General features: G+C 39.4%; 17 protein-coding genes. 7 read left to right on the top strand and 10 right to left on the bottom strand.

What is annotated here, in order from left to right:
- Positions 1 to 38 precede the first annotated feature (38 nt).
- The 3 genes from R2800_09040 to R2800_09030 form a co-directional block, all read right to left on the bottom strand.
- Entirely contained in the window at positions 39 to 818 is a 780-nt protein-coding gene (locus R2800_09040) for a DUF2490 domain-containing protein (GenBank protein MEZ5017184.1), read from the bottom strand.
- A 9-nt stretch (positions 819 to 827) separates the two neighbouring features.
- Entirely contained in the window at positions 828 to 2,024 is a 1,197-nt protein-coding gene (locus R2800_09035) for an acetyl-CoA C-acyltransferase (GenBank protein MEZ5017183.1), read from the bottom strand.
- Positions 2,025 to 2,112: 88 nt separating this feature from the next.
- Complete coding sequence (locus R2800_09030) at positions 2,113 to 3,336, bottom strand: aminotransferase class I/II-fold pyridoxal phosphate-dependent enzyme (GenBank protein ID MEZ5017182.1); 1,224 nt, start codon at positions 3,334 to 3,336, stop codon at positions 2,113 to 2,115.
- A 136-nt stretch (positions 3,337 to 3,472) separates the two neighbouring features.
- Between R2800_09030 and R2800_09025 the strand changes: the two genes are divergently transcribed.
- Positions 3,473 to 3,964: a DinB family protein gene (locus R2800_09025; protein ID MEZ5017181.1), complete on the top strand. Its 492-nt coding sequence runs from the start codon at positions 3,473 to 3,475 to the stop codon at positions 3,962 to 3,964.
- A 51-nt stretch (positions 3,965 to 4,015) separates the two neighbouring features.
- Here R2800_09025 and R2800_09020 read toward each other — a convergent pair whose 3' ends face one another.
- From R2800_09020 to R2800_09010, 3 genes are all read right to left on the bottom strand, one after another.
- Positions 4,016 to 5,197: a T9SS type A sorting domain-containing protein gene (locus tag R2800_09020; GenBank protein ID MEZ5017180.1), complete on the bottom strand. Its 1,182-nt coding sequence runs from the start codon at positions 5,195 to 5,197 to the stop codon at positions 4,016 to 4,018.
- Positions 5,198 to 5,341: 144 nt separating this feature from the next.
- Positions 5,342 to 7,252, bottom strand: coding sequence for a molecular chaperone DnaK (dnaK, locus tag R2800_09015; protein MEZ5017179.1), 1,911 nt, complete (start codon positions 7,250 to 7,252; stop codon positions 5,342 to 5,344).
- A 181-nt stretch (positions 7,253 to 7,433) separates the two neighbouring features.
- Complete coding sequence (locus R2800_09010; GenBank protein ID MEZ5017178.1) at positions 7,434 to 8,504, bottom strand: hypothetical protein; 1,071 nt, start codon at positions 8,502 to 8,504, stop codon at positions 7,434 to 7,436.
- Positions 8,505 to 8,669: 165 nt separating this feature from the next.
- Between R2800_09010 and argS the strand changes: the two genes are divergently transcribed.
- Entirely contained in the window at positions 8,670 to 10,469 is a 1,800-nt protein-coding gene (gene argS / locus R2800_09005) for an arginine--tRNA ligase (protein MEZ5017177.1), read from the top strand.
- Between the two features lie 2 nt (positions 10,470 to 10,471).
- Here argS and R2800_09000 read toward each other — a convergent pair whose 3' ends face one another.
- Both R2800_09000 and rbfA read right to left on the bottom strand, forming a co-directional pair.
- The gene (locus R2800_09000; GenBank protein ID MEZ5017176.1) at positions 10,472 to 11,731 is read right to left on the bottom strand and encodes an FtsX-like permease family protein; all 1,260 of its coding nucleotides are present in this window, start codon (positions 11,729 to 11,731) and stop codon (positions 10,472 to 10,474) included.
- The gene (gene rbfA / locus R2800_08995; GenBank protein ID MEZ5017175.1) at positions 11,731 to 12,105 is read right to left on the bottom strand and encodes a 30S ribosome-binding factor RbfA; all 375 of its coding nucleotides are present in this window, start codon (positions 12,103 to 12,105) and stop codon (positions 11,731 to 11,733) included. Before rbfA ends, R2800_09000 begins: the two co-directional genes overlap by 1 nt.
- 105 nt (positions 12,106 to 12,210) lie before the next feature.
- Between rbfA and R2800_08990 the strand changes: the two genes are divergently transcribed.
- From R2800_08990 to R2800_08975, 4 genes are all read left to right on the top strand, one after another.
- On the top strand, positions 12,211 to 13,101 hold the full coding sequence (locus tag R2800_08990) for an Omp28-related outer membrane protein (GenBank protein MEZ5017174.1): 891 nt from the start codon (positions 12,211 to 12,213) through the stop codon (positions 13,099 to 13,101).
- Positions 13,102 to 13,162: 61 nt separating this feature from the next.
- On the top strand, positions 13,163 to 15,370 hold the full coding sequence (locus tag R2800_08985) for a TonB-dependent receptor (protein MEZ5017173.1): 2,208 nt from the start codon (positions 13,163 to 13,165) through the stop codon (positions 15,368 to 15,370).
- Between the two features lie 87 nt (positions 15,371 to 15,457).
- Complete coding sequence (locus R2800_08980) at positions 15,458 to 16,084, top strand: lipoprotein signal peptidase (GenBank protein ID MEZ5017172.1); 627 nt, start codon at positions 15,458 to 15,460, stop codon at positions 16,082 to 16,084.
- A 13-nt stretch (positions 16,085 to 16,097) separates the two neighbouring features.
- Entirely contained in the window at positions 16,098 to 16,388 is a 291-nt protein-coding gene (locus R2800_08975; protein MEZ5017171.1) for a cell division protein ZapA, read from the top strand.
- A gap of 2 nt (positions 16,389 to 16,390) precedes the next feature.
- On the opposite strand, the gene murF is transcribed toward R2800_08975, so the two are convergent.
- Positions 16,391 to 17,677 (bottom strand): UDP-N-acetylmuramoyl-tripeptide--D-alanyl-D-alanine ligase, encoded by a 1,287-nt coding sequence (gene murF, locus R2800_08970; GenBank protein MEZ5017170.1) that lies wholly within the window; start codon positions 17,675 to 17,677, stop codon positions 16,391 to 16,393.
- A gap of 78 nt (positions 17,678 to 17,755) precedes the next feature.
- On the bottom strand, positions 17,756 to 19,282 hold the full coding sequence (locus tag R2800_08965; GenBank protein MEZ5017169.1) for an SUMF1/EgtB/PvdO family nonheme iron enzyme: 1,527 nt from the start codon (positions 19,280 to 19,282) through the stop codon (positions 17,756 to 17,758).
- 246 nt (positions 19,283 to 19,528) lie between these two features.
- Here R2800_08965 and porU point away from each other — a divergent pair, with 246 nt between their 5' ends.
- Positions 19,529 to 23,293 (top strand): type IX secretion system sortase PorU, encoded by a 3,765-nt coding sequence (gene porU, locus R2800_08960; GenBank protein MEZ5017168.1) that lies wholly within the window; start codon positions 19,529 to 19,531, stop codon positions 23,291 to 23,293.
- Positions 23,294 to 23,351 lie beyond the last annotated feature (58 nt).

The raw sequence follows: 23,351 nt of genomic DNA, 5'->3' as shown, positions 1-23,351 counted from the left end.
CGCTATAATTTTACTACTAATATATTGTTTGCTTTTTACTATTGTTCTGTTACTGCTTTGCTCTTATAAAGAGTAAAGTTTTTAAATAGGGAAAGCTGAATGATAGAGGATGAAATATAGTTGTTATTCCCTACTCTATCATATTGGTGTAAGTGTGCTAGTTGAATATTGAAGTCTTTATTGAACTTGTACCCTAAACCTGTATATATCCAATTTCGTCCCATGTTTGTCGGCATTAGGTTGTCCGATTGATTGATCCATGCTTCATCAAATGCATTGACAAAAATAGTATGCTTTCCCTTGTTTATCTTGGCAAGATCAAAACTTAGATTGAAACGGAAACGAAAGCGATTAGCATATTTAGTGCCCTCAACTCTAGAAAGTGGATTGACATTCGGATAGTATACTACTACATTATCAATGAAACGATGTTCGAAGCGGATACGATTCATGATATGCACTTTGCCCGCATTGAACTTTAATAATATCTGCTCCCATATGTTGTGCTCATTAATAGGTATTTGTAAGCTATAAGGCAGGTAAGGTGTAGAGCGTACATAAGAATAGCCCACGGAAACTTCAGTGTTGTTATTCAAAGAGTAGTCTACCGAAGGGCGAAAGATGAAAGTGGCTTGGTCATGTAAAAAAGCCCCTGTACGCTCATGTAGCTCATTACTTATCGTAAACTTGTCGGACAGATAGAACCTATTCATTAACAAGAACCAGGTGTTGGTATTGCCGTAAGTAACTGTTTGAGCAATAGCAGGGGTAGACATACTTGCAAAAACAGTAAGTGTTATTATAAGTAGTTTTTTCATGCCAATATTTTAAACGCCTTCAAATATCATTGCAGCTCCTTGGCCTACACCAATACACATCGTTGCCAAGCCATATTTGCTACCTCTTTTTTTCATTTCGTAAAGTAGAGTTGTTGAGATACGAGTACCACTACAACCTAGAGGGTGTCCTAATGCTATTGCACCGCCGTTTACATTTACTTTTTCTACGTCAAGACCAAGCTCTTGCATACAAGGGATGCTTTGAGCGGCAAATGCTTCATTCAATTCTACAAGGTCAAGGTCTTTAGCTTCCAGCCCTGCACGCTTTAGCGCTTTTTGAGATGCAGGTATAGGTCCTATCCCCATTACAGCAGGGTCTACACCTGCTATAGCCATACTTTTTATTTTGGCTAATGGCTTTAGGTTATATTTCTTTACCGCCTCTTCAGAGGCTAATATCATAGCTGCTGCACCGTCGTTGATACCGCTGGAGTTGCCGGCTGTAACAGTACCGTCTTTTTTAAATGCAGCTTTTAGTGTAGCTAGTTTTTCCAATGTAGACTCACGAGGATGTTCATCTGTATCTACCACCATTGTTTTACCGCGGCCTAGGTCTACAGTAACCGGTGTTATTTCATCGGCAAATTTATTAGCTGCCTTTGCAGCAGTGTAGCGTTGTTGACTTTGCAAAGCAAATTTGTCTTGTGCTTCACGGGATACATTATATCGCTCTGCAACATTTTCTGCGGTTTCGCCCATGCTATAAGGGTGGTGTAGTGCGCTTAGTGCTTTGTTCACAAAACGCCAGCCTAAAGTAGTATCATATAACTCGGGTGCACGTCCGAAAGCCTTTTCTGATTTAGCCATCACAAAAGGTGCTCTACTCATACTTTCAACGCCGCCAGCTATGTATATTTCTCCATCTCCACACATAATAGCACGAGAGGCATCCATAATAGCCTGTAAGCCCGATGCACATAAACGGTTCACGGTATTGCCACCTACAGTAACAGGTAAGCCTGCTAATAAAGCAGCCATTCGAGCAACATCACGATTATCTTCTCCTGCTTGGTTGGCAGCTCCTGCTATTACATCTTCTATTTCATTTACATCGATAGAAGGGTTGCGTTCTATTAAAGTTTTGATAACGTGAGCTAACATATCATCCGGGCGAACTGTGCTTAATGCACCACCATACCTGCCTATCGGTGTTCTTATTGCATCTACTACATATACTGTTCTCATAACTATATTACTTTCTTTATTTCGATAATTTATTTTTTACAAAATCATGTCGTGTAAACAGGTTGAACTGTTCTAAGGGGGTAGTGAGCTAATTGGTCATAGCCTGCTTTAGGTCTTCTATTATGTCCCCTGTAGTTTCTAAGCCCACGCTTAGTCTTATCAGTCCGTCTGTTATACCATATTTTATTCTGTCTTCAGGTTTTACACCCACGTGGGTTGTAGACGCCGGGTGAGATATTAGTGTGTCACAAGTGCCCAGTGAAACAGCATTGGTACAAAGTTTAAGTTTATTCATAAAGGCAACACCTGCTTCATAACCTCCTTTCAGTTCAAAGCTCATTAAAGCACCAGCATGTTTCATTTGCCCTTTTGCTATGTGGTGGTGAGGATGTGTTTCCAACCCTAGATAGTTAACGGTTTGTATGGCAGGGTGTGTGCTTAAAAATGCAGCTACCTGCTCTGCATTGCTACAGTGTTTGTCCATACGTAGAGAAAGCGTACGTAGTCCGTTGGTCAATACAAAAGCATCAAAAGCATTGCTATTAGCTCCAAGTAACCTATGCTTTTTAGTGATCACCGTATTCATCTTCTCCAGATCTCTACCTAGTAGTATGCCTCCTATAGCAGTACCATGGCCATTAAGGAATTTTGTGGTGCTATGTATTACATAATCAACGTCGTACTTAAAAGGCTGCTGTAGGTATGGTGTGGCAAATGTATTGTCAGCACATACGATCAGCCCATAAGACTTTCCTAAAGAGCTTAGTGCCTGCAGGTCTACACATTGCAGTGTTGGGTTTGCAGGTGTTTCTATATACATTAGGTTGATAGCGCTATCAGCCTGTATAGCGGCTTCAACTTTTTCCAAGTTATTGAAGTCGGTAATAATAACCTCAATACCCATGTCAGGTAGTACCTTATCTATTAGCTCTTGAGTGCCTCCGTACAAAGAGTAATGTGTGATGATCTTTTCTCCTGCCTTCAGGTTGCTTAATAGCATGGTGGTAATAGCGGCCATGCCTGAAGAATGCAGTATGGCTTTTAATTGCAAATTATCACCATTAGATTCTTGTAAGCCATAGGCTTCCATTAACGCTATCTTTTCTTCGGCTTCTCTTATGGTAGGGTTGCCAAAACGACCATAAACATAACCTTCTTCTTTTCCCTGAAAAATGTTTACGGCTTGCTCTGCACTATCAAAAGTGTAAGTACTGCTGGCATATATTGGTGTAAGGTGTGCTCTGTTTTTATCTTTTTGGTGGCCACCATGTATGCAGATGGTCTCAAAACCTTTGTTTGGAATATCAGACATTTTTAGATAATTATCCTACAAAAATAAGAAACAGAAGACAGTAAATGGGTTTTTACTTGTATTGTATAGGTAAGACTAATTCACTAATAGGTAAAGAGTTGTTTTATCTTTATGTATTTATAATAACAATAAGCTAATGAAAGACTATCTGATAAAGTTGGCAAAATATAATATATGGGCAAACAAGCTGTTTATCAAGACGTTAAGGAGCTTGACAGAAGAGCAGCTGGATACTGAAATGAACAGTAGTTTCCCAACTATACGTAAAACCGTGTACCATATGTGGAGTGCAGAAGATATATGGTTACAACGATTGGCATTGGTAGAAAGACCGATATGGGCGGAAGGAGTGTTTGATGGAGATTTTGAAGCAGCTATAGCCAAATGGGAAGAGGCGTCAAAAAGCTTACTTGTATTCGTTGAGCAAAAGTATAATGATAGTGCTTTAACGCAAGTGGTACAGTATTACGACCTCAAGAAACGATCGTATAAACTACCTGTTACTGCTTGTTTAACTCAAGTCTTCAACCATGCCACCTACCATCGTGGGCAGCTAGTAACCATGCTTAGGCAGGTTGGGGTAAAGAAAATACCACAAACGGATTTTCACGTGTGTATGATGAAATAAATAAGAGCTAACCTAAAGGTTAGCTCTTATTGGATATAGAAATTAATATATTTAGTGAAGGATCTGTATCGGCTCTGTATGTATGCCAGACTTTCCTTCTGCTTTAATGAAATAAGTGCCTGAGGGCAGTTCTGATATATTCAAAGTTATATTCTTCTTAGAAGATGTTTTATCAATACCTACAAGTTGCCCAGTAACATTGTATAAGCTTACAGTGTTTACAAACTCAGGGTGGGATAGTGTTATGTTTATTGTATTGTGGGCAGGGTTGGGGTAAACATTGAAAGATAGTTGCTGAGCAATATGTTGCCATATACCCACTGTTGAAGTGAAGTTAGCAGCCTCACAGTAGTCGGTAGTAGCATTGTTAGGTGTGTTGGTATAACCGGCAGCTGCTATCAGCTTGCCCCCTGCTATACCCAAGGCAAAAGCAGTATGCTCTCTATTCATGTCGTTTACTGCAGAGTTCATTATTGTAACAGAACCGTTGGTGGGGTTGAAGAGCTCAATAGTTTTATACTTAAAGGAGTTGGTGCCTGTTTCACCTCCCATAAGGTATATATAGTCGGCATCTGCAATAGCATAGCCAAAATACCTTTTTTCAAAAGTGCTGGTTAGTGTTGTCCAGCTATTATTGGTTATATCATAAACTTCACCGCTGGTAAGACCGTTGCCAGACTTTCTGCCGCCTAGAGCATATATCTTATTGTTTTGATAAACTACCTGTGCATTCTCTCTTTGTTCATTCATATCTGCCAAGCTGGAAAAGGTCTGAGTAGTAGTGCTTAGTTTGAAAAGATTTTTGGTAGCGCCACCTCCTATGTAATAAATGTCTGTACCAACTACAATAGCAGAAGCTCCACTATGTTTAAAACCCGTTGGGAGCGCTATTGGTGAACTGCCCCATGTGTTTGCCGCTATATCATATATCTGTACGCCGCCTGCACTGGTTAGGTATAATTTGCCACCAACGCCTGAGATTGCTGTATTACAAATGATCCCGCCGGTTAGTTTCGCTAAGGTATCCCATTTGTCGGCAGTAGGGCTATAACGGTATAATGTATTGTTTCCGCCACCGCAGTTGCTAAAAGTGTATAAGTATCCATTATGACCACAAGCATTCATCCCCCAAGCTTTGTAGGGGTAGTCGGCAATTTTTGACCAAGAGAAAGTTTGTTGCCCATAGGTACAAAGGCTTGTAAAGAGTAGGATAGAAAGTAGTAAATGTTTCATAACTATTTGTTTGATACAAAGCTCCTTTATTCAGTACTGCTTAGCTATACCCCGTTACCAGTATTTTAGTATACCCAATACCACGTATAATAAAAACGCCTGACCATTATGTGGTCAGGCGTTAGAAGTGTTATGTTAAGATGATTACTTAGCGTCTTCTTCTTTTACTTCTTCATATTCAGCATCAGCTACTGTTTCTTCTCCGTCGTTTGGAGCAGCACCTTCAGCACCGGGCTGTGCGCCACCTGCTTCTTGCTGTGCTTGATAGATATGTTGGCTAGCAGCTTCCCATGCTTTATTAAGCGCTTCAGTTGCTGTGTCAATAGCTGCAAGATCTTCATTTTTATGAGCCTCTTTTAGTGTAGCTACAGCCTCTTCTATTGTTTTCTTCTCAGCTTCAGGAATCTTATCACCATAGTCTTTCAATTGTTTTTCAGAATTGAATACAAGACCATCAGCCATATTAAGCTTTTCTACGCGCTCACGTACTTGCTTATCTGCCTCTTCGTTAGCTTTCGCTTCATCCTTCATGCGTTCTATTTCCTCTTTGCTCAAGCCACTACCTGCCTCTATACGGATGTTTTGTTGCTTACCTGTACCTTTATCTTTAGCGGTAACGTTTAAGATACCATTCGCATCGATATCGAAGATAACCTCTACCTGAGGTACTCCACGTGGTGCAGGAGGTATACCGTCAAGTATGAAACGTCCTAGAGACTTATTGTCTTTAGCCATAGGGCGCTCACCTTGTATTACATTGATCTCAACGCTAGGCTGGTTGTCAGCAGCAGTAGAGAATACTTCACTTTTCTTAGAAGGTATAGTAGTATTTGCTTCGATCAACTTGGTCATAACGCCACCCATAGTCTCAATACCTAGAGATAGTGGAGTGACGTCAAGAAGCAATACATCTTTTACATCACCTGTCAATACACCACCTTGTATAGAAGCTCCGATCGCTACAACCTCATCTGGGTTAACGCTCTTGTTTGGTTTTTTACCAAAGAACTTCTCAACAACTTCTTGGATTTTTGGTATACGAGTAGAACCACCTACAAGTATGATCTCGTCAACTTCGCTAGCGTCCATTCCTGCATCTTTCAATGCTTTGCGGCATGGCTCTAGTGTACGTTCTACCAAGCTGTCTGCCAGTTGCTCAAATTTAGCACGGCTTAATTTGCGTACCAAGTGTTTAGGCACACCGTCTACAGCTGTAATGTATGGTAGGTTGATCTCTGTTTCTTGAGATGAAGACAATTCTACTTTTGCTTTTTCTGAAGCTTCCTTCAAACGTTGCCAAGCCATTGGGTCTTTACGAAGGTCGATAGCTTCATCAGCTTTGAACTCTTCTGCTAACCAGTCCATGATCACTTGGTCAAAGTCATCACCACCAAGGTGAGTATCACCGTTAGTAGATTTTACTTCAAATACGCCGTCACCCAACTCTAGGATAGATACGTCGAACGTACCACCACCAAGGTCAAATACTGCTATCTTGCTGTCTTTGTCTTGTTTATCTAAACCGTAAGCCAATGCTGCTGCTGTAGGTTCGTTGATAATTCTACGAACTTTAAGGCCTGCAATTTCACCAGCTTCTTTAGTAGCCTGGCGTTGTGCATCGTTAAAGTATGCAGGTACAGTTACAACAGCCTCATCTACGTCTTGTCCTAAAAATTCTTCAGCAGTTTTCTTCATTTTTTGAAGGATCATAGCTGAAATTTCTTGTGGAGTATACATACGACCATCGATATCTACTCTAGGTGTGTTGTTATCTCCTTTTACGATCTTGTATGACGAATGGTCCATCTCACTTCCTACTTCATCAAATCGGCGTCCCATAAAACGCTTGATAGACATAATTGTGTTTGCAGGGTTGGTGATAGCCTGACGCTTTGCAGGGTCTCCAACTTTACGCTCCCCATTTTTTAGAAATGCCACTACAGAAGGTGTTGTACGACGACCTTCATCGTTTGCTATTACTACTGGTTCGTTACCCTCCATTACAGCAACGCAAGAGTTAGTAGTCCCTAAGTCAATGCCAATAATTTTTCCCATAATAATTATATTCTTTGTTCTTTTAAATAGTATACAGTTGTTATTTCAATAGGCAATACTTCAATCTATATGCCATTTGCTAGTTTTCGGCAATAATGTCAGCCATACTGTCATTCTGAAATAAAAATGCCTCAATGTGTTCACATTAAGGCATTTAAATAAGTTATATAGTGTAAAATTGTCAATCGTCTGTGCGACCTCTTATGTTAAGAGGCTTAACTATAGGCAGGTTTTTCAAGGAGTCCATTGTACCAAAAGACAACCCAGCACTGATGTATGTTCTAGATGCTTTTGAGCCAATGATGCCAAATGCATCTTTGCTTACCATGTTCGTATAGTTAGGTTGTATAATATCGTTGGTAAGACCATTGCTAGTATTAGCCATAACTGTGTTATAGTTGGCTAGTTCTTTACTGCCGGCATAGAAGATAATATCACAACTGTCCATATAACGCTCAACATTAGCAGGAGCTACACCGATAGCGTCTCTAAGGTAAGAGTATATGTTATTGTTAAGTACAGATGGCGTGTAGGCTTGGCTAGGATTCACGTTAAGTGTTGCAAAAGCGTAGTCTACAGTTTTTCGGGTCTTAGTATTAGTAAGGATATTTCTATCTTCATAATGGAAGCGTAATATCCCCTCTAGCGTATAAGAGTTGGCAGGAGTATTAACAAAATAGTCCAATTTAGAAGTAACAGTAGTACGAGCAAAATCAACTAATAGACCTGCTTTGTTGAACTCATTAACATAAAAGCCTGCTGTTACAGAGTTGGTGTCGTTGCTTACGATACCGATGTTGTCAGTAGAATCGGTTCTACCTGTTACTGTATTAGTTATTAGTAGTCTATAGCTTCTATCTGTTTTTAAATCAGCTTTGAACTTGTACCCGTTGTTAGGGCTAGTGAAGAAACTCTGCTGATTAACTGAAGATGCTTTTGTATAACCTTCTTTATTCAAATCCACTTTTGTAAGCGGATAGGTTGCGGTAAGTGTTGTACCGGAATATTCCAGCATTCTTACGTTCAGTTGTTGATAAAAACTAGAGTCTGGCACTTTTGACATGTCAATAGCACTCTTGTTTTCGTCCATAAATGCTTTCTGGATACGAATGTAGTGAGCTGTATCTGCCTTGTCTAGCATGCCGTAAGCAAAAGTGATTTGCCTATACGGTGCAGCTACTTCAAAATCTTCTGAACAACTAGACATGCCTATTAGACCTGCCAAAATGGATATTGATAAAAGCTTTTTCATGACTTATGCTTCTGTAAAGGGAACAAAGATAGGGGTTTAGCTGAAAGATACTAGGAGGAATGTGTTTTTTAGGCTTTTATGATATAGTGCTGACAATAGGTAAATGTTATTATCCTAAGTTATAAAACCTATTTTTGCGCCATAATATTACCTAAAAGGAAGAAAATGAGCTTAGTTGCGCAAATAAAGACGGCCGCAGAAGGTGCACTTAAACAGTTATATCCAGATGTAGAGATACCTGCATCTATGATAGCTATTAACCAAACAAAACCTGAATTTGAGGGAGATTATACATTAGTACTATTTCCATTTCTTAAGTTGTTGAGAACTAAGCCTAATGTTATTGGAGAGCAAGTTGGGGAATATCTTATTGCAAACAGTGACTTATTTAGCGCCTACCATATAGTAGCGGGCTTTCTTAATCTTACGGTAAGTGAGACTTATTGGTCAAATTTTCTTTCAGATAATTACAATAATCTGGATTTAGGAAAAAGTGCTGCAAATGGTAAAAATGTGATGGTAGAATACTCTTCTCCTAATACGAATAAGCCATTGCACTTCGGGCATATGCGTAATATCTTCTTAGGGTACGCCATGTCCTCAATATTGCAAGAGAATGGTAACAATGTTGTAAAAGCTAATTTGATCAATGATAGAGGGGTACACATTTGTAAATCAATGGTGGCATGGCAACATTTTGCTAACGGAGCTACGCCTGACAGTGCCCAAACTAAAGGGGATCACCTTGTAGGTGAGTACTATGTGAAATTTAATAATGCTTATAAAGCAGAGATTAAGGAACTGGTAGTAGGAGGAATGGAAGAGACAATTGCTGAAAAGGAAGCACCTATAATGAAAGAGGCGCAAGAAATGCTGCGTAAATGGGAGGCTGGTGACAAAGAGGTGGTTGACCTATGGAAAACTATGAATGGCTGGGTGTATGACGGCTTTAATGTGACCTATAAGCGTATGGGTGTTGATTTTGATGCCATGTATTATGAGAGTAATACCTATCTATTAGGTAAAGAGGTGGTAGAAAAAGGTTTAGAGAAAGGAGTACTCTATAAGAAAGAGGATGGCTCTGTATGGATAGACCTAACAGATGAAGGCCTAGACCAAAAATTATTGCTTCGTGCAGATGGTACTTCTGTGTACATGACACAGGATATAGGCACAGCCATTGAAAAATATAATGACCACCAGCTGGATAAGTCTATATATGTAATAGGCGACGAGCAGAATTATCATATGCAGGTGTTGGCCCTGATACTTAAAAAAATGGGTGAGCCTTGTGCAGATGGTATTTACCACTTGTCTTACGGTATGGTAGAGTTACCAACGGGTAGAATGAAAAGTCGTGAAGGTACTGTGGTAGATGCTGATGATATGCTGGACGAGATGGTGGCTTTAGCACAAAAACAAACAGAAGAGGCGGGCAAAACTGATGGCTTCACAGAAGAGGAGTTGAAAGATCTTTATGAAACTATTGGTTTAGGAGCGCTTAAATTTTATCTGTTAAGGGTTGATCCTAAGAAGAAAATGATCTTTGACCCTAAAGAGTCTATAGATCTACATGGATTTACCGCTACATTCATACAATATGCACATGCGCGTATCTGTTCTATTTTAAGAAAAGAAGGATTGCCATTAGTACCAAGTGCAGAAGTGTTTAAGGGATATAAACACAGCTTGTCAATTGCAGTTGCAGAAAAGAAGCTTATTGTTTCTCTGGAGCAATACCCATCAATAGTAGCTGCAGCTGCGGAAGAATATAACCCTTCGTTGATCTGTAACTATACATTCCAGTTAGCACAAGAATTCAATTCTTTTTATGCAGAACATAGCATAGCTCAAGCTGAAAATGAAGAGAAGAAGCAATTACGTTTAATGCTTATTGTAATGACGGCACAAGTTATCCGCAGAGCTATGGGTATGTTGGGTATTGCCGTTCCGGAAAAGATGTAATCTTAATTGCCTCTTAGTGCTGTGGCGTCAATTCTGCCAGCTCTTTGAGCAGGTAGAAAGGCTGCGAGTAGCCCTATGGCAACTATTGTGGCAATGATGATGAGTATATCTGTCCACATAATGGTAACGGGGTAGGCTTCTATGATAAAGGACCCTTGAAGTTTTAACCAACCAAATTGTTGTTGCCCAAGGCATAACAGTAAGCCTAGTAACAAGCCTATACTACCGCCGATAAATGACCAAAGAAAGCCCTCGGTAATAAAGATGCTTTTTATAGTGCCAGCTCTTGCACCCATTGCGGTTAGGATAGACATGTCTTTTTGTTTCTCTAATATGAGTAGAGACAACGCACCTACCATATTAAAAGAGGCAATAAGAAGAACGAGCAATAATATGGCATAAGAGGTCCATTTCTCACTAGCCATTATGGTATATAAGGTCTTGTTTTGTTGATAGCGTGTAGCTACAAGGTAGTTGTCTCCTATGAGTCGTTGTATTTCTTCTGCTACTTCATCTGCATCCGCATCATCAGCAAGTTTTAGCTCTATGGAGGAATACTGACCATCAGCTTGCATTAAATAGTTGGCCACGCTTATGTCTGTTAACACATATTTACTGTCAAACTCTTCTTGTACCTCAAAAGCCTTGGTGGGCAGGAGTTCTACAGCCTGAAATGCAGCTTCAGGATTAATCGTTACATCCTTTGCTTTAGCATTAAGATAAAAGGCTTTGATATTACCAAACACACTATGTACATCAGCCCCCATCTCATTCATCAGCTGTACCCCTATTGTTGCCTCATTGTATCGTTGGTTGATGGCTAGTGTATCGCTTTCATCATTTCTGCCAATACCTTCCTCTACAATGTATTGCTCCAGATTGTTGACCTTATAATAGCTTTTGCTAACCCCTTTTAGTATTGCAGGCCGTTGTTGTACATCACTACTTAGTAAAACCTTGTCCTCAAGTACTTGAGTGTAATATTGTACCCCTTTTATTGTAGCTATTTTGTTTACTTGTTCTTCTTCCAGTTTGAAGAATTTACCTGTTTTTGGGGTGATCTTAAGTTCGGGGTAGAACGCTTTGTATAGATCTTTTACTAGCCCGTCGAAACCATTGAACACAGAAAAGACAATTAGCATAGCACCGGCACATATGCCAATGGCAGCTATACTGATACGAGACAATATAGGTACAATATTAGCCGTACCCTTGCCTCGCAGATATCGCCACGCTATTTGCCCAATCAGCGTTCGGTTCATTAATCTTGAGATTTGTCTTTTTTCTCCTCTTCCAGTTTTTTGAATATAGCCTCCATTTTGAAGACATAGTCTAGAGTGTCGTCATTGAAGAATTGTAAATGAGGTATTCTTCTAAGTTGATTTTTTAGCCTATTGCCCAAAGTGCCTCTAAATTCAGAGCTTCTGGCAATGATGTTTTCTAGCAATTGTTCCGGATCTTCTACCTTGAAAATGCTTAGGTAGATACGAGCTTCAAGCAGGTCGGGAGTAACAGTTACTTTTGATATAGAAACCATTCCTCCTTTGATAACATTAAGCCCTTCACGCTGAAAAATATCACTCATTTCCTCCATTATCAGTTGGGCAACTTGTTTCTGTCTCTTTGTTTCTTTCATTTGAAATACTCACTTGTAGAGGGTAAAGTTAAAGAAATGACATGAGGGTGTCACAATTTCCTTTAGTTTGGTTAAATTCGTAGGTTAAAAGATAATTAAGTAAGTATGAAAAAGCATGTATATCTAATAGCTGGGGCATTTTTAGTTGCTTTAGCATCTTGTAAAGAGGTAGGGCCAAAGATAGATTTTGGCGGTGGGGCTGCCAGTGGTGATGATACTACATATGTTGCAGAAAAAGTGGAAGCGCCACAGCAAAAGAAAGTTTTGGCAGAGGAGTTTACGGGTGTTAGCTGTCCTACATGTCCTCCTGGTCACTCTACAATGAAGGGTATACAAAGCACATTGAATAATAATTTGGTGATCATGGGTTGCCATATATTCAACAACCCTCAGTCGAAACCAGTTGATAAACCTGGTCATGAGTCTGAGCAAGATTTTAGAACAGAAGATGCAACCGAGCTACTTAGCGCTATATACGGATCGTTAAAAGAAGGTATCCCTTCTGCTGGTTTTGATAGAATGCCAATAAATGGTGAAGCATTAAATACTAAAGGTAAATGGAGCGATGCTGCAAACAATAGAACAGTAGTAGCTGCGCCTGTTAATATCTATATCACCACTTCTTACGATAATACTACGAGAGAAGCTGTCGCAATAGTGAAAATTGCATATACTAAAGAGACTACTGTAAAGCAAAATCTTACGGTAGCTGTTACAGAGGATGAGATTACAGATACTCAGCTAGATGGTTTGAATATTATCGATGACTATAAACACGAGCATGTGTTAAGAGATATTGTTACGCCTGTTACCGGTGCTACGCTGCCTGTAAAGGTAGAGCCACGTGTAGCAGGTAGAGTATATCAGCGTACATTTAGATTTAAAATAGATGCGAAGTGGAAGCCAGAGCATTGTAATGTTATAGCATTCGTAAACACAGACGAAGGTGCTAATAAAGAAGTAGTACAAGCTGAAGAAGTAAAGCTGATACCATAGCGATTTAATTAAAAAAAGTTTTTTATTTTTAACCTCACTCATAAAAAGTGAGGTTTTTTTTATGAAACAGTTAGCCCTATTACTATTTACCAGCATTGCGCTGGGTCATACTTCGTATGCCCAAGAGCAAGATTCAGTTGAGCAATTTCAACTAAAAGAGTTTGTCTTTTCTGCCAACAAGTTTAATGAGAAGAAGGACAATATAGCTCAAAAGATCACACTAATAACTAACAAGGAAATATCCTGGCAAATGCCGCAGACCTCTGCTACTATGTTAGAGCAGTCGGGCAATGTGTTTGTACAGCGTAGCCAAATGGGTGGCGGTAGTCCTAATCTAAGAGGATTTGAAGCCAGTAGAGTATTGCTTATAGTGGATGGTGTACGTATGAATAACGCCATATACCGTGGCGGACATTTACAAAATGTAATTACCATCGATAACAACCTTTTAGATAGAGTAGAAGTACTGTACGGACCATCTTCTACACTTTACGGTAGCGATGCCTTGGGTGGTGTTATGTTGTTTAAGACAAGAAATCCGAAATTGAATGATAAGGATGGAGTGGCTATAAGTGGTAATGTGATGACAAGATATAGCTCTGCCAATACAGAAGGTACAGGTCATATAGACTTTAGCATTGGCACGAGAAAATTTGCTGCACTAACATCAGTTACTTACAGCGATTTTGGAGATTTAAGACAAGGAGACAACCGTAATCCTTTCTATGGTGATTTTGGTTTGCGCAAAACCTATGCAGAAGCTCAAAACGGGACAGATAGAGTTGTTGTGAATAGTGATCCCAATGTTCAGAAATTTACAGGTTATAAGCAGATAGATCTAATGGAGAAAATGATCTACAAGCCTAAAAGTAATCTTACCCATGCGCTAAACATACAGTACTCTACCAGTAGTAATATACCAAGGTATGATAGACTATCTGAAGAAAGAAACGGTGCTTTAAGGTATGCGCAATGGTACTATGGCCCTCAAGAGAGGCTTCTATTAGGGTATCAGTTTGACGGAGAAAGCCTAACTGGATTCTTTGATGAAGTTAAGGGCGGTGTTAACTATCAGGCAATTAAAGAAAGTAGACACAATCGTAGTCTTAATGCCGTGAAGCTGAATCATAGAACAGAGCAGCTAAACGTAGTAGGGTATAACCTTGATTTTAGGAAAAAAATGAGGAAGAATGAAGTAACTATCGGTACCGATGGACAATTCAATAATGTATCTTCTACCGCTTATGCTGAAAATATTATGACGGGTGCTCATACTCCTTTGGATACCAGATACCCTGATGGTGGTAGTAAGATGTATTATGGAGCAGTATATGCACAGCATTTATACAAAGTGATTCCTGATAAATTGGTAACAAATGCCGGAATTCGTTTGAATTACGTTAACCTAAGATCAAACTTTAAAGACACTAGCTTTTTTGCATTCCCTTTTACTACGGCTATTCAAGAGCATTTGGCATGGAGTGGCAATCTTGGTATAATATACATGCCCACTCAAAAGTGGCGTTTTGTACTTAATGGTGCTACAGGGTTCCGTTCTCCAAATGTTGATGACCTAGGAAAAGTATTTGAATCTGCTGGCGGAATAAGCTTAGTAGTTCCTAATCCAAACTTAAAGCCAGAGTATACTTATAACGTCGATTTGACGGGTGTGTATCGTAATGAACAGTTACAACTTGAGGTTACTGGGTTTTATACTTGGTTAAGAAATGCAATAGTGCAAGATTTCTATACGCTTAATGGTAAGGATAGTCTAGTGTATGAAGGGCAGACTACTGCTATTGTAGCCAATCAAAACAAAGCTAAAGCCTATATTTACGGAGTTAGTGCTGCACTTACTATTAAGCTGGTACCACATACCAGTCTTTATAGTACTATTAATTATACTAGAGGTAGATATTTTGGTGTAAATAATGCAGAAGTTCCTTTAGATCATATACCACCTGTATTTGGTAAAACAAGTATTATATATGAGCAAAAGAAATTTAGAGGAGAGTTTTACGCTCTGTATAACGGTTGGAAACGTATAGCAGAGTATAGCCCTTCGGGTGAGGATAATCAGAAATATGCTACTGTAAACGGAATGCCTGCTTGGTGTACCTTAAATTTAAGAACAGGCTATCAAGTACACAAAAACATGAGTGTACAAATGGCACTTGAAAATATATTAGATCAAAACTATCGTGTTTTTGCTTCAGGTATAAGCGCGCCAGGCCGCAATTTTGTACTCACTGTTAGAGCTAATTTTTAAGTAGTAGCATCTATTTAACGTTTTTAGCATGCAATAAATTGGCAGGCAGCGTATATTTGGCGGATATATACATAAATAATAGCGATAGTGAAATACCGTAATGCACTACTTATCATATTCTTGATTATTCTAGTAGACCAAATAGTAAAGGTTTATATCAAAACACATTTTTACTATGGCGAAGAGGTAAATGTGTTAGGCACATGGTTTAAGATCCATTTTATAGAAAATGAAGGAATGGCATTTGGCATGCGCCTTAGCGAAGGGTCTATAGGTAAGCTCATACTTACATCATTTAGACTTGTAGCAGTGGTTTTTGGATTCTTTTTGCTGAAAAATGTGGTAAAGAAGGGGTATAGTAAGGGAGCAATAGTGTGTGGTGCATTGATATTAGCCGGAGCATTAGGTAACCTCATTGATAGTATCTTCTACGGAATGATATTTTCAGAAAGTACCTTTCATGTAGCTAAATTTGTGCCATGGGGAGAAGGTTATGCTAATGCATTTCATGGAAGGGTAGTAGACATGTTATACTTCCCATTGTTTAATGTAAAGCTGCCTGACGGGCTTCCATTTGTGGGTGGAGACAATTTTTCTTTTTTTGACCCTGTATTCAATATCGCTGACGCTGCAATATCTGCAGGTGTACTTACACTTGTAGTTTTTCAGAAAAAGCTGATACATAATAAGAAAGTCAACAAAGCTGCGGCTTAAAAACTAGTATCCTATGGCAAATGAAGAAGAGCTAATACCCATAAATGTTTGGTTAGCAGAAAGAAGCTACAGGATCAGGGTTACACCTGATGAGGAAGAATCGGTACGTAAGGCCGTAAAAATAGCAGACGAAAAGATTACGGAGCTTAGAGGCAGTTATGCAGGTAAAGATGATCAGGACTTTATAGCCATGTGCTTGCTTATGTATGCTACTGACTCTGCAGAAGATACCAAGGGTACTCCATCTGTGTATATAGAAGAAGAAGTGAAAAGCATGATAAATAGGATTGATAGTGTTCTATAAGATTAATCTAAAGCAGCTACTATCAATTCCATTCTACTACTTCTAGATCCTTTTACCAATATATTCGCCTCTTTAGGTTGATGTTGCTCAATATATGCTGCAGCCTCTTTCGAAGTACTAAAATGAAGGTAATGGTCAGGCACAGTCTTAAATTCATCTCCTACCAATAATACCTCTTCCCAATCATATCCTTGTATTAAGGCAACTAAGGCATCATGTTCGTTTGTTGCGGTATCTCCCATTTCTTTCATTGCACCAAGCCATAGTTGTTTGTTAGGTACTTGCATGCCCGCAAAATTTATAATTGCAGCTCTCATACTGGTAGGGTTAGCATTATAGGCATCAAGTATTAGTTTATTTGTGCCCCGCTCCATTAGCTGAGACCTGCTATTATCAGGCTTGTATTGCTCTATTGCGGCTTTTATTGTGTCAATATCTATGTCAAAATGAAGACCTACAGCAACTGCAGCCATTACGTTAGGAAAGTTATAACCACCTACCAGAGATGTTTTGATAGTACATTCATTGTCTTTAGTGAGTATTGCTACATCTAACAACGTCTTTTGTTCCAAAGGTTTGCCTATGTAGGTAGCATTCGCACTACCATAGGTTATTTGTTTGGCTATGCCTGCACTCATATCCTTTAGGTAGTCTAGGTCTGCATTTCTAAATATAGTGCCGTTATGAGCCCTTATATAGTCATAAAGCTCTCCTTTACCCTTACGCACGCCTTCCTCACTACCAAAACCTTCTATATGCGCCTTACCACAATTATTAATGAGTCCGTATGTGGGTTGAGCAATAGGGCAGTAGCTGGCTATCTCTTTTTGATGGTTAGCCCCCATTTCTATTATTGCCATTTCTGCATCTTTCTTTATACTAAGTATGGTAAGAGGGATGCCAATATGGTTGTTCAGGTTGCCTATTGTAGCATAAGTCTTGTATTTGCAACTCAGTACAGCTGTGATAAGTTCCTTCGTCGTTGTTTTTCCATTGCTACCTGTAATAGCAATAAAAGGGATATTGAATTGAGCTCTATGATGTGCAGCCAGTTCTTGTAAGCTTGTTAATACATTAGGCACTAGTAGACACCTCTCGTTTACTTTATATTCTTCTTCATCAATTATCACATATGCTGCCCCCATTTCCAGTGCTTGTTGTGCAAATGTGTTCCCATTAAAATTGGGTCCTGTTAAAGCAAAGAATAAATCTCCTTCTTTTAGCTTTCTTGTATCTGTTTGTACAGAAGGATATTGTAAGTAAATATTGTAGAGTGCAGCAGTATCCAAGAGTATGATTGTTTATGGCATAAAAATAAGAAAGCCCTCTCAAATGAGAAGGCTTTCTTTTATAACAGATTATTCAGTTTACTTTTTAGATTTTTTCTTCTTACCGAAACTGTGTCCAGCTCTTGTGCTGTTGTCACCGTCTGGGCTACCTAAGCGATCAACTACGCAACGGAAACCAATAGTAGAGCTAGATTTGTAAGCCATCATGAAACGACGCGTACCTGGGTTCATCCAGTATGCACGGTCAGCCCAAGAAGCACCTTTGTATATCTTAGCATCATCTTTGATTAGCGTATTCTTACCGTAGTTGTAAGCATACATAGAAGCACTATCACCATCTTTATAAGCTCTTAGATCAGCAGTAGTACCGTCGAAATCTTCGTAAGCAACCATTTCTTCGTCAGTCATATCACGACGAACTAGGCTACCTAAGCTATCTTTATCTTCAAGAGCATTATCTTCTTGAATTCTTTGATAAGTTTGGTAAACATTACCACGGAATGGTCTGAAATCATCCATGTCACGAGTGTAAGGGCGGTAAGTATCAAGTACCCACTCACTCACGTTACCGGCCATGTTGTAAAGACCATAAGAGTTTGGAGAATAAGTATATATAGGTGCAGGGATGTCAGCGTTATCGTTTAATGCGCCAGCAACACCCATTGCATCACCATGTCCACGTTTAAAGTTACCTAGGAACTGACCTTGGTAAGAGTTACGGATACCATAACGAGTTGTGTAAGCATCACCCCAAGGGTAAACGTTACGATCAGTGATCACCTCTTCACCACGACGACGTTTAGTAGCAGGCTCAGGGTTGTTACCTATGTTACCTGTAGCTGCGTACTCCCACTCAGCTTCTGTAGGAAGACGATAGTTAGGAAGTAAGTAACCATCAGAGTAACGTAAGTTACGCTTACCAGAACCTTGTGGATCTAGATCACGCTTACGACCTCTACCAGGAGTACCGTCATATTGACCATTAACATAAGACTCTGTATCAAATACGTCTTCGTTAACTTGGTTTGAGTTCTTTTTCAAGAAACCGTTCTTAATAAGTATGTACTCATTAACACGGTCACTACGCCATTTACAGAATTCGTTGGCTTGGTGCCAGTTTACACCTACTACTGGATAGTAGTCGTATGCTGCATGACGGAAGTAGTATTGTACTAGCGGCTCATTATAAGAAAGAGCTGAACGCCAGCAAGATGAATCTGGTTTAGCTTTTGCAATAAGCAAAGGATAGTCAGATGCATATGCACGCTCTAGCCAGTATAAATATTCACGATAGTGTACGTTTGCTACCTCTGTTTCATCCATGTAGAATGAAGATACAGAAACAGTACGTGCAATGTTGTTACGCTCAAGAGTTAAATCCTCTTCGGTCATTCCCATTGTAAAACGGCCGCCTTCTACAAAGGTCACGCCAGGGCCAGTTTGCTGACCTGGATAATTGGCAACGTCAAAACCACCCAAACGAGGGTCGTTGTAATCCCAACCTGTTACTTGTGATACACCTGCTGATTTATTAGAGCCGCCGCAAGACGAAAATAATGCTGCTCCGATACATAGCAAGCCAACACCGATGAGAGTTCTTTTCATAATTAAAGAAAAAATTTGCTACAAATTGTATTGAATAATCTGTTTAAAAGTGTTACAATGTTAGAGCTTTATATTTAAAAAGTCAAGCTTTAAGGGACAACAAGTTAAAAATTATGTAAAATAAATCGGCACACTTCTATAATATATTACGACAAATGCTCGTTTATCCTGTAAACCCTGACGAATACCTGACGGTAAAATGACATTAAACCTCTATTTTTGAACTAATACACAATATTTTACATAGTGAACAGACGGAAAACAAAGATATCTATAACATTAGGCCTGTTATTAGCATTTTCTAGTGCTATTTCAGCCCAAGAAGCCTATAATGCTAGCTTTTCAGAAAAAGACATACATGCAGGTTATGTGATCAAGAAAATACCCCTAAACGTGTATGAAAAGCCTCAAGTAGCGTTAGAGGATATAGAATATACTTCTGTGAGTAGTATGCCTGAGGATGCACTACCTACTTCGGCACTAAATTTTGATATAATATTAGGTAAGGAGCTCAAGCAGCCTTTTGCTTTAATACGCATTCCTGCCTATACGCTATCAGAAGGGAAAATACAACGTGTAAAATCACTTACCGTTAATGTAAACGAGCAAAAAACGCTAAAAGAGATAACAACTCATAGTGCAGCCAAAACTACTGCTATAAAATCTCCATTAGCTACAGGTACATGGTATAAAATAGCCGTAGCTGAGACGGGCTTGTATAAGATTGATTACCAGTTTTTAACACAAGATTTGGGTATAGCCGCTAGTGCTATCAATCCTAGTACTATCCGCATATTTGGTAATGGCGGTAATATGCTGCCTGAAAGCAACGCAGTTGCTCATCCTGAAGAGCTACTAGAAAATGCTATAATGGTCAACGATGGTGGTGACGGTAGTTTTGATGCTAATGACTATATCGTTTTTTATGCCGTTGGCCCTACAAAGTGGACGGCAAATACTGCAAATAGAAAATTTGAACACCAGAAAAATCTATATGATGATAAAGGGTATTATTTTATCAATGTAGATCTTGGGCAGCCTGGTAAGCGTGTTCAAACACAAGGAACTGCACCGACCGCCAACGTGACGGTGAATAGTTTTGACAGCTACATGGCACACGAAGAAGATCTACAAAATCCAGGTCGTTTTGGTAAGCTATGGTGGGGAGAAGAGTTTGGTATTAGTGCAGGCAAACAAAGTACACGTTCTTTTAGTTTCGACTTGGGAACCATTGTTGATACTACATTTATAAAATTGTCTTTAGGCTCAAGGTCTATAAGCTCTTCCAATACATTTGCTGTATCCATTAATGGTGCGCAAGCTGGTAGTTTCAATATAGGTGCTGCCGCTACGCATGATGATGATAAACCCGTTGAAAGAATTATTCCTGAAATAGCAAGAACAGGTTTGTCTGGTAATGTTACGGTTAACCTTACCTACACACCGGGCATTAATGATGGTATCGGCTTTTTGGATTATATAGAAATAAATGCACGTAAGGCATTAGCATTTTCGGGTGCTTCTTTACTGTTTAGAGATATGACAGTTGTAGGAGCAGGGCAGGTAGCTTCTTATCAGCTTGGAGGAGCTAGTAGTAATACGCAGGTATGGGATGTAACAACTCCTAATGAACCTGTAAGGATGAATGGAGCACTAAATGGAGGAACTTATGTTTTTGCCCAAAATGCAGATCAACTACATGAGTTTGCCGCAATTAATGGCACACAGCTGCCTACCCCTAGTTTTGTTTCGGCTGTAGCCAACCAAAATTTGCATGGATCATCACAAGTAGACTTTGTTATTGTTGCTCACCCTGATTTTGTATCAGCCGCAGAACGCTTGGCACAGTTTCATAGAGATAGAAGTCAAATGCGTGTGCTAGTAACCACAACGACACAGGTATATAACGAGTTCTCTTCAGGAGGGCAAGACGTATCGGCAATCAGAGATTTCGTGCGTATGTTCTATAAAAGAGCGGGTACTAACACCGCAGATTTTCCTAAGTACCTACTACTGATGGGAGATGCTTCTTATGACTATAGAGACCGAATACAAAATAACACCAACTTTGTACCTACTTTTGAGGCTTCTGAGTCTTTCTTCTTCATCAATACCTATAGTAATGATGATTTCTTCGCCTTCTTGGATGATAATGAAAACATCGAAGATTATACCATAGCCAACACATTAGACATAGGTGTAGGGCGTATACCGGCAAAGAGTCTTCAGGAAGCAAATGTGGTGGTAGATAAGATATTGCATTATAAAACTCCTGCTACATTAGGTGCTTGGCGCTTGTCTGCAACCTTCATAGCAGATGATGAAGACAATGCAGGACCGCATATGGAAGACGCAGAGATTTTGGATTCCATAGTACAGAAAAACAGTAATATCTATAATGCAACCAAGGTGTATCAAGATGCATTGCCGGTTATTTCAACACCGGGAGGGTCTCGTGCACCAGCAGCTAATAAGTTGATAAACGATGCGGTGTTTAAAGGAACATTGTTGATGAACTATAGTGGTCATGGAAATACTCAAGTATTATCACACGAGCGTATTTTAACGCAGGACGATTATAATAGTTGGAAGAACAATGATCGTATGCCGTTCATGGTGACAGCTACTTGCGATTATGGTCAGTTCGATCAGCCTTCTTACGTGTCTGCGGGAGAGCGTGTATTGCTTAAAGAAAGGGGAGGAGTAATAGCCACCTTAACTACCACACACCTTGTGTACCAATATGCGAATAGAATATTGAATACAGAGTTTTTAAACGCACAGTTTGAACATGTGAATGGTAAATGGAACACATTTGGCGATGCCATAAGAAAAGGTAAAAATGCTACCTATGCCAATGCAGGAACTACAAAGGATGTAATTATCAATTTTAGAAAATTTGCACTATTAGGAGACCCTGCGTTAGAACCCAATTTCCCACAGTATTTCATTAGTACAGACTCTATATTAGATGGAGCGTCGGGTAAAGCAGTAGATACTATAGGCGCACTTGGAGAATACACAGTAAAAGGTAGTGTGACTGATGTAAATAATAATGTGTTAACCAACTTTAACGGTAACTTATCAGTAACCATTTTTGACAAGCCAAGAACTGTAAAAACACTAACGGCTATCAATAAGACCTTTGAAGTGATGAACAATATCATTTATCGTGGTAAAGCAACTGTGAAAGACGGTCATTTCTCTTTTGCATTCATTGCTCCAAAGGATATTAATTATGAATTTGGTAAAGGTAAGATCAGTTACTATGCAGAGAATGGACAAACAGATGGTGCAGGTGCCGATACTAATTATAATGTGGGTGGTTTCTCTGACAATCCTCGTATAGAGAACAACCCGCCGATAGTAAAGCCATATATAGGAGATAGTCTGTTTAGAAATGGTGGGCTTACAGGACCCAATACATTACTGTATGCCATACTGGAAGATGAAACAGGTATTAATGTATCGGGCAACGCAATAGGCCACGATCTTACTGCTGTGCTTGATGGAGATATATCTAACCCTTATATCTTAAACGACTATTACGAAACAGAAGCCAATACTTATAAACGCGGTTATCTGTCCTTCCCCGTTACTGGCATACCTGAGGGTAGACACAGATTTACCGTCAAGGCTTGGGATGTAAACAATAACTCAGGTATAGGTCATGTTGATTTTGAGGTGGCTAATGGTAATATTGTTCGTGTACAGAGATTGATGAACTATCCTAACCCATTTAGCGATAAAACACATTTTGTATTTGAACATAACCATCCTAATGAGGCTATGACCGTTGAGATCAACATCTACAATACTGCTGGGGTAATTGTTAAAAAAATCTTACAAGATTATACCCCTGGCACTAGTAGAAGTAATGAGATAACATGGGATGCTACAGCTGATAATGGCGCTAAACTGCCTTCGGGGGTGTATGTATACCGCATGAAACTATCTACAAAACAGAGAATTGAGGAGATGGCATACCAAAAACTAGTTATTGTGCGTTAATATGCAGTATGAATTATGTAAATTGCTGACCACTTTGGCATAATAAACCTATAAAACG

Source organism: Flavipsychrobacter sp. (assembly GCA_041392855.1).
In the GTDB taxonomy this organism is placed as follows: domain Bacteria; phylum Bacteroidota; class Bacteroidia; order Chitinophagales; family Chitinophagaceae; genus UBA5543.
The sequence above is the reverse complement of the archived record's forward strand: the minus strand, read 5'-3'. Positions and strand labels throughout refer to the sequence as shown.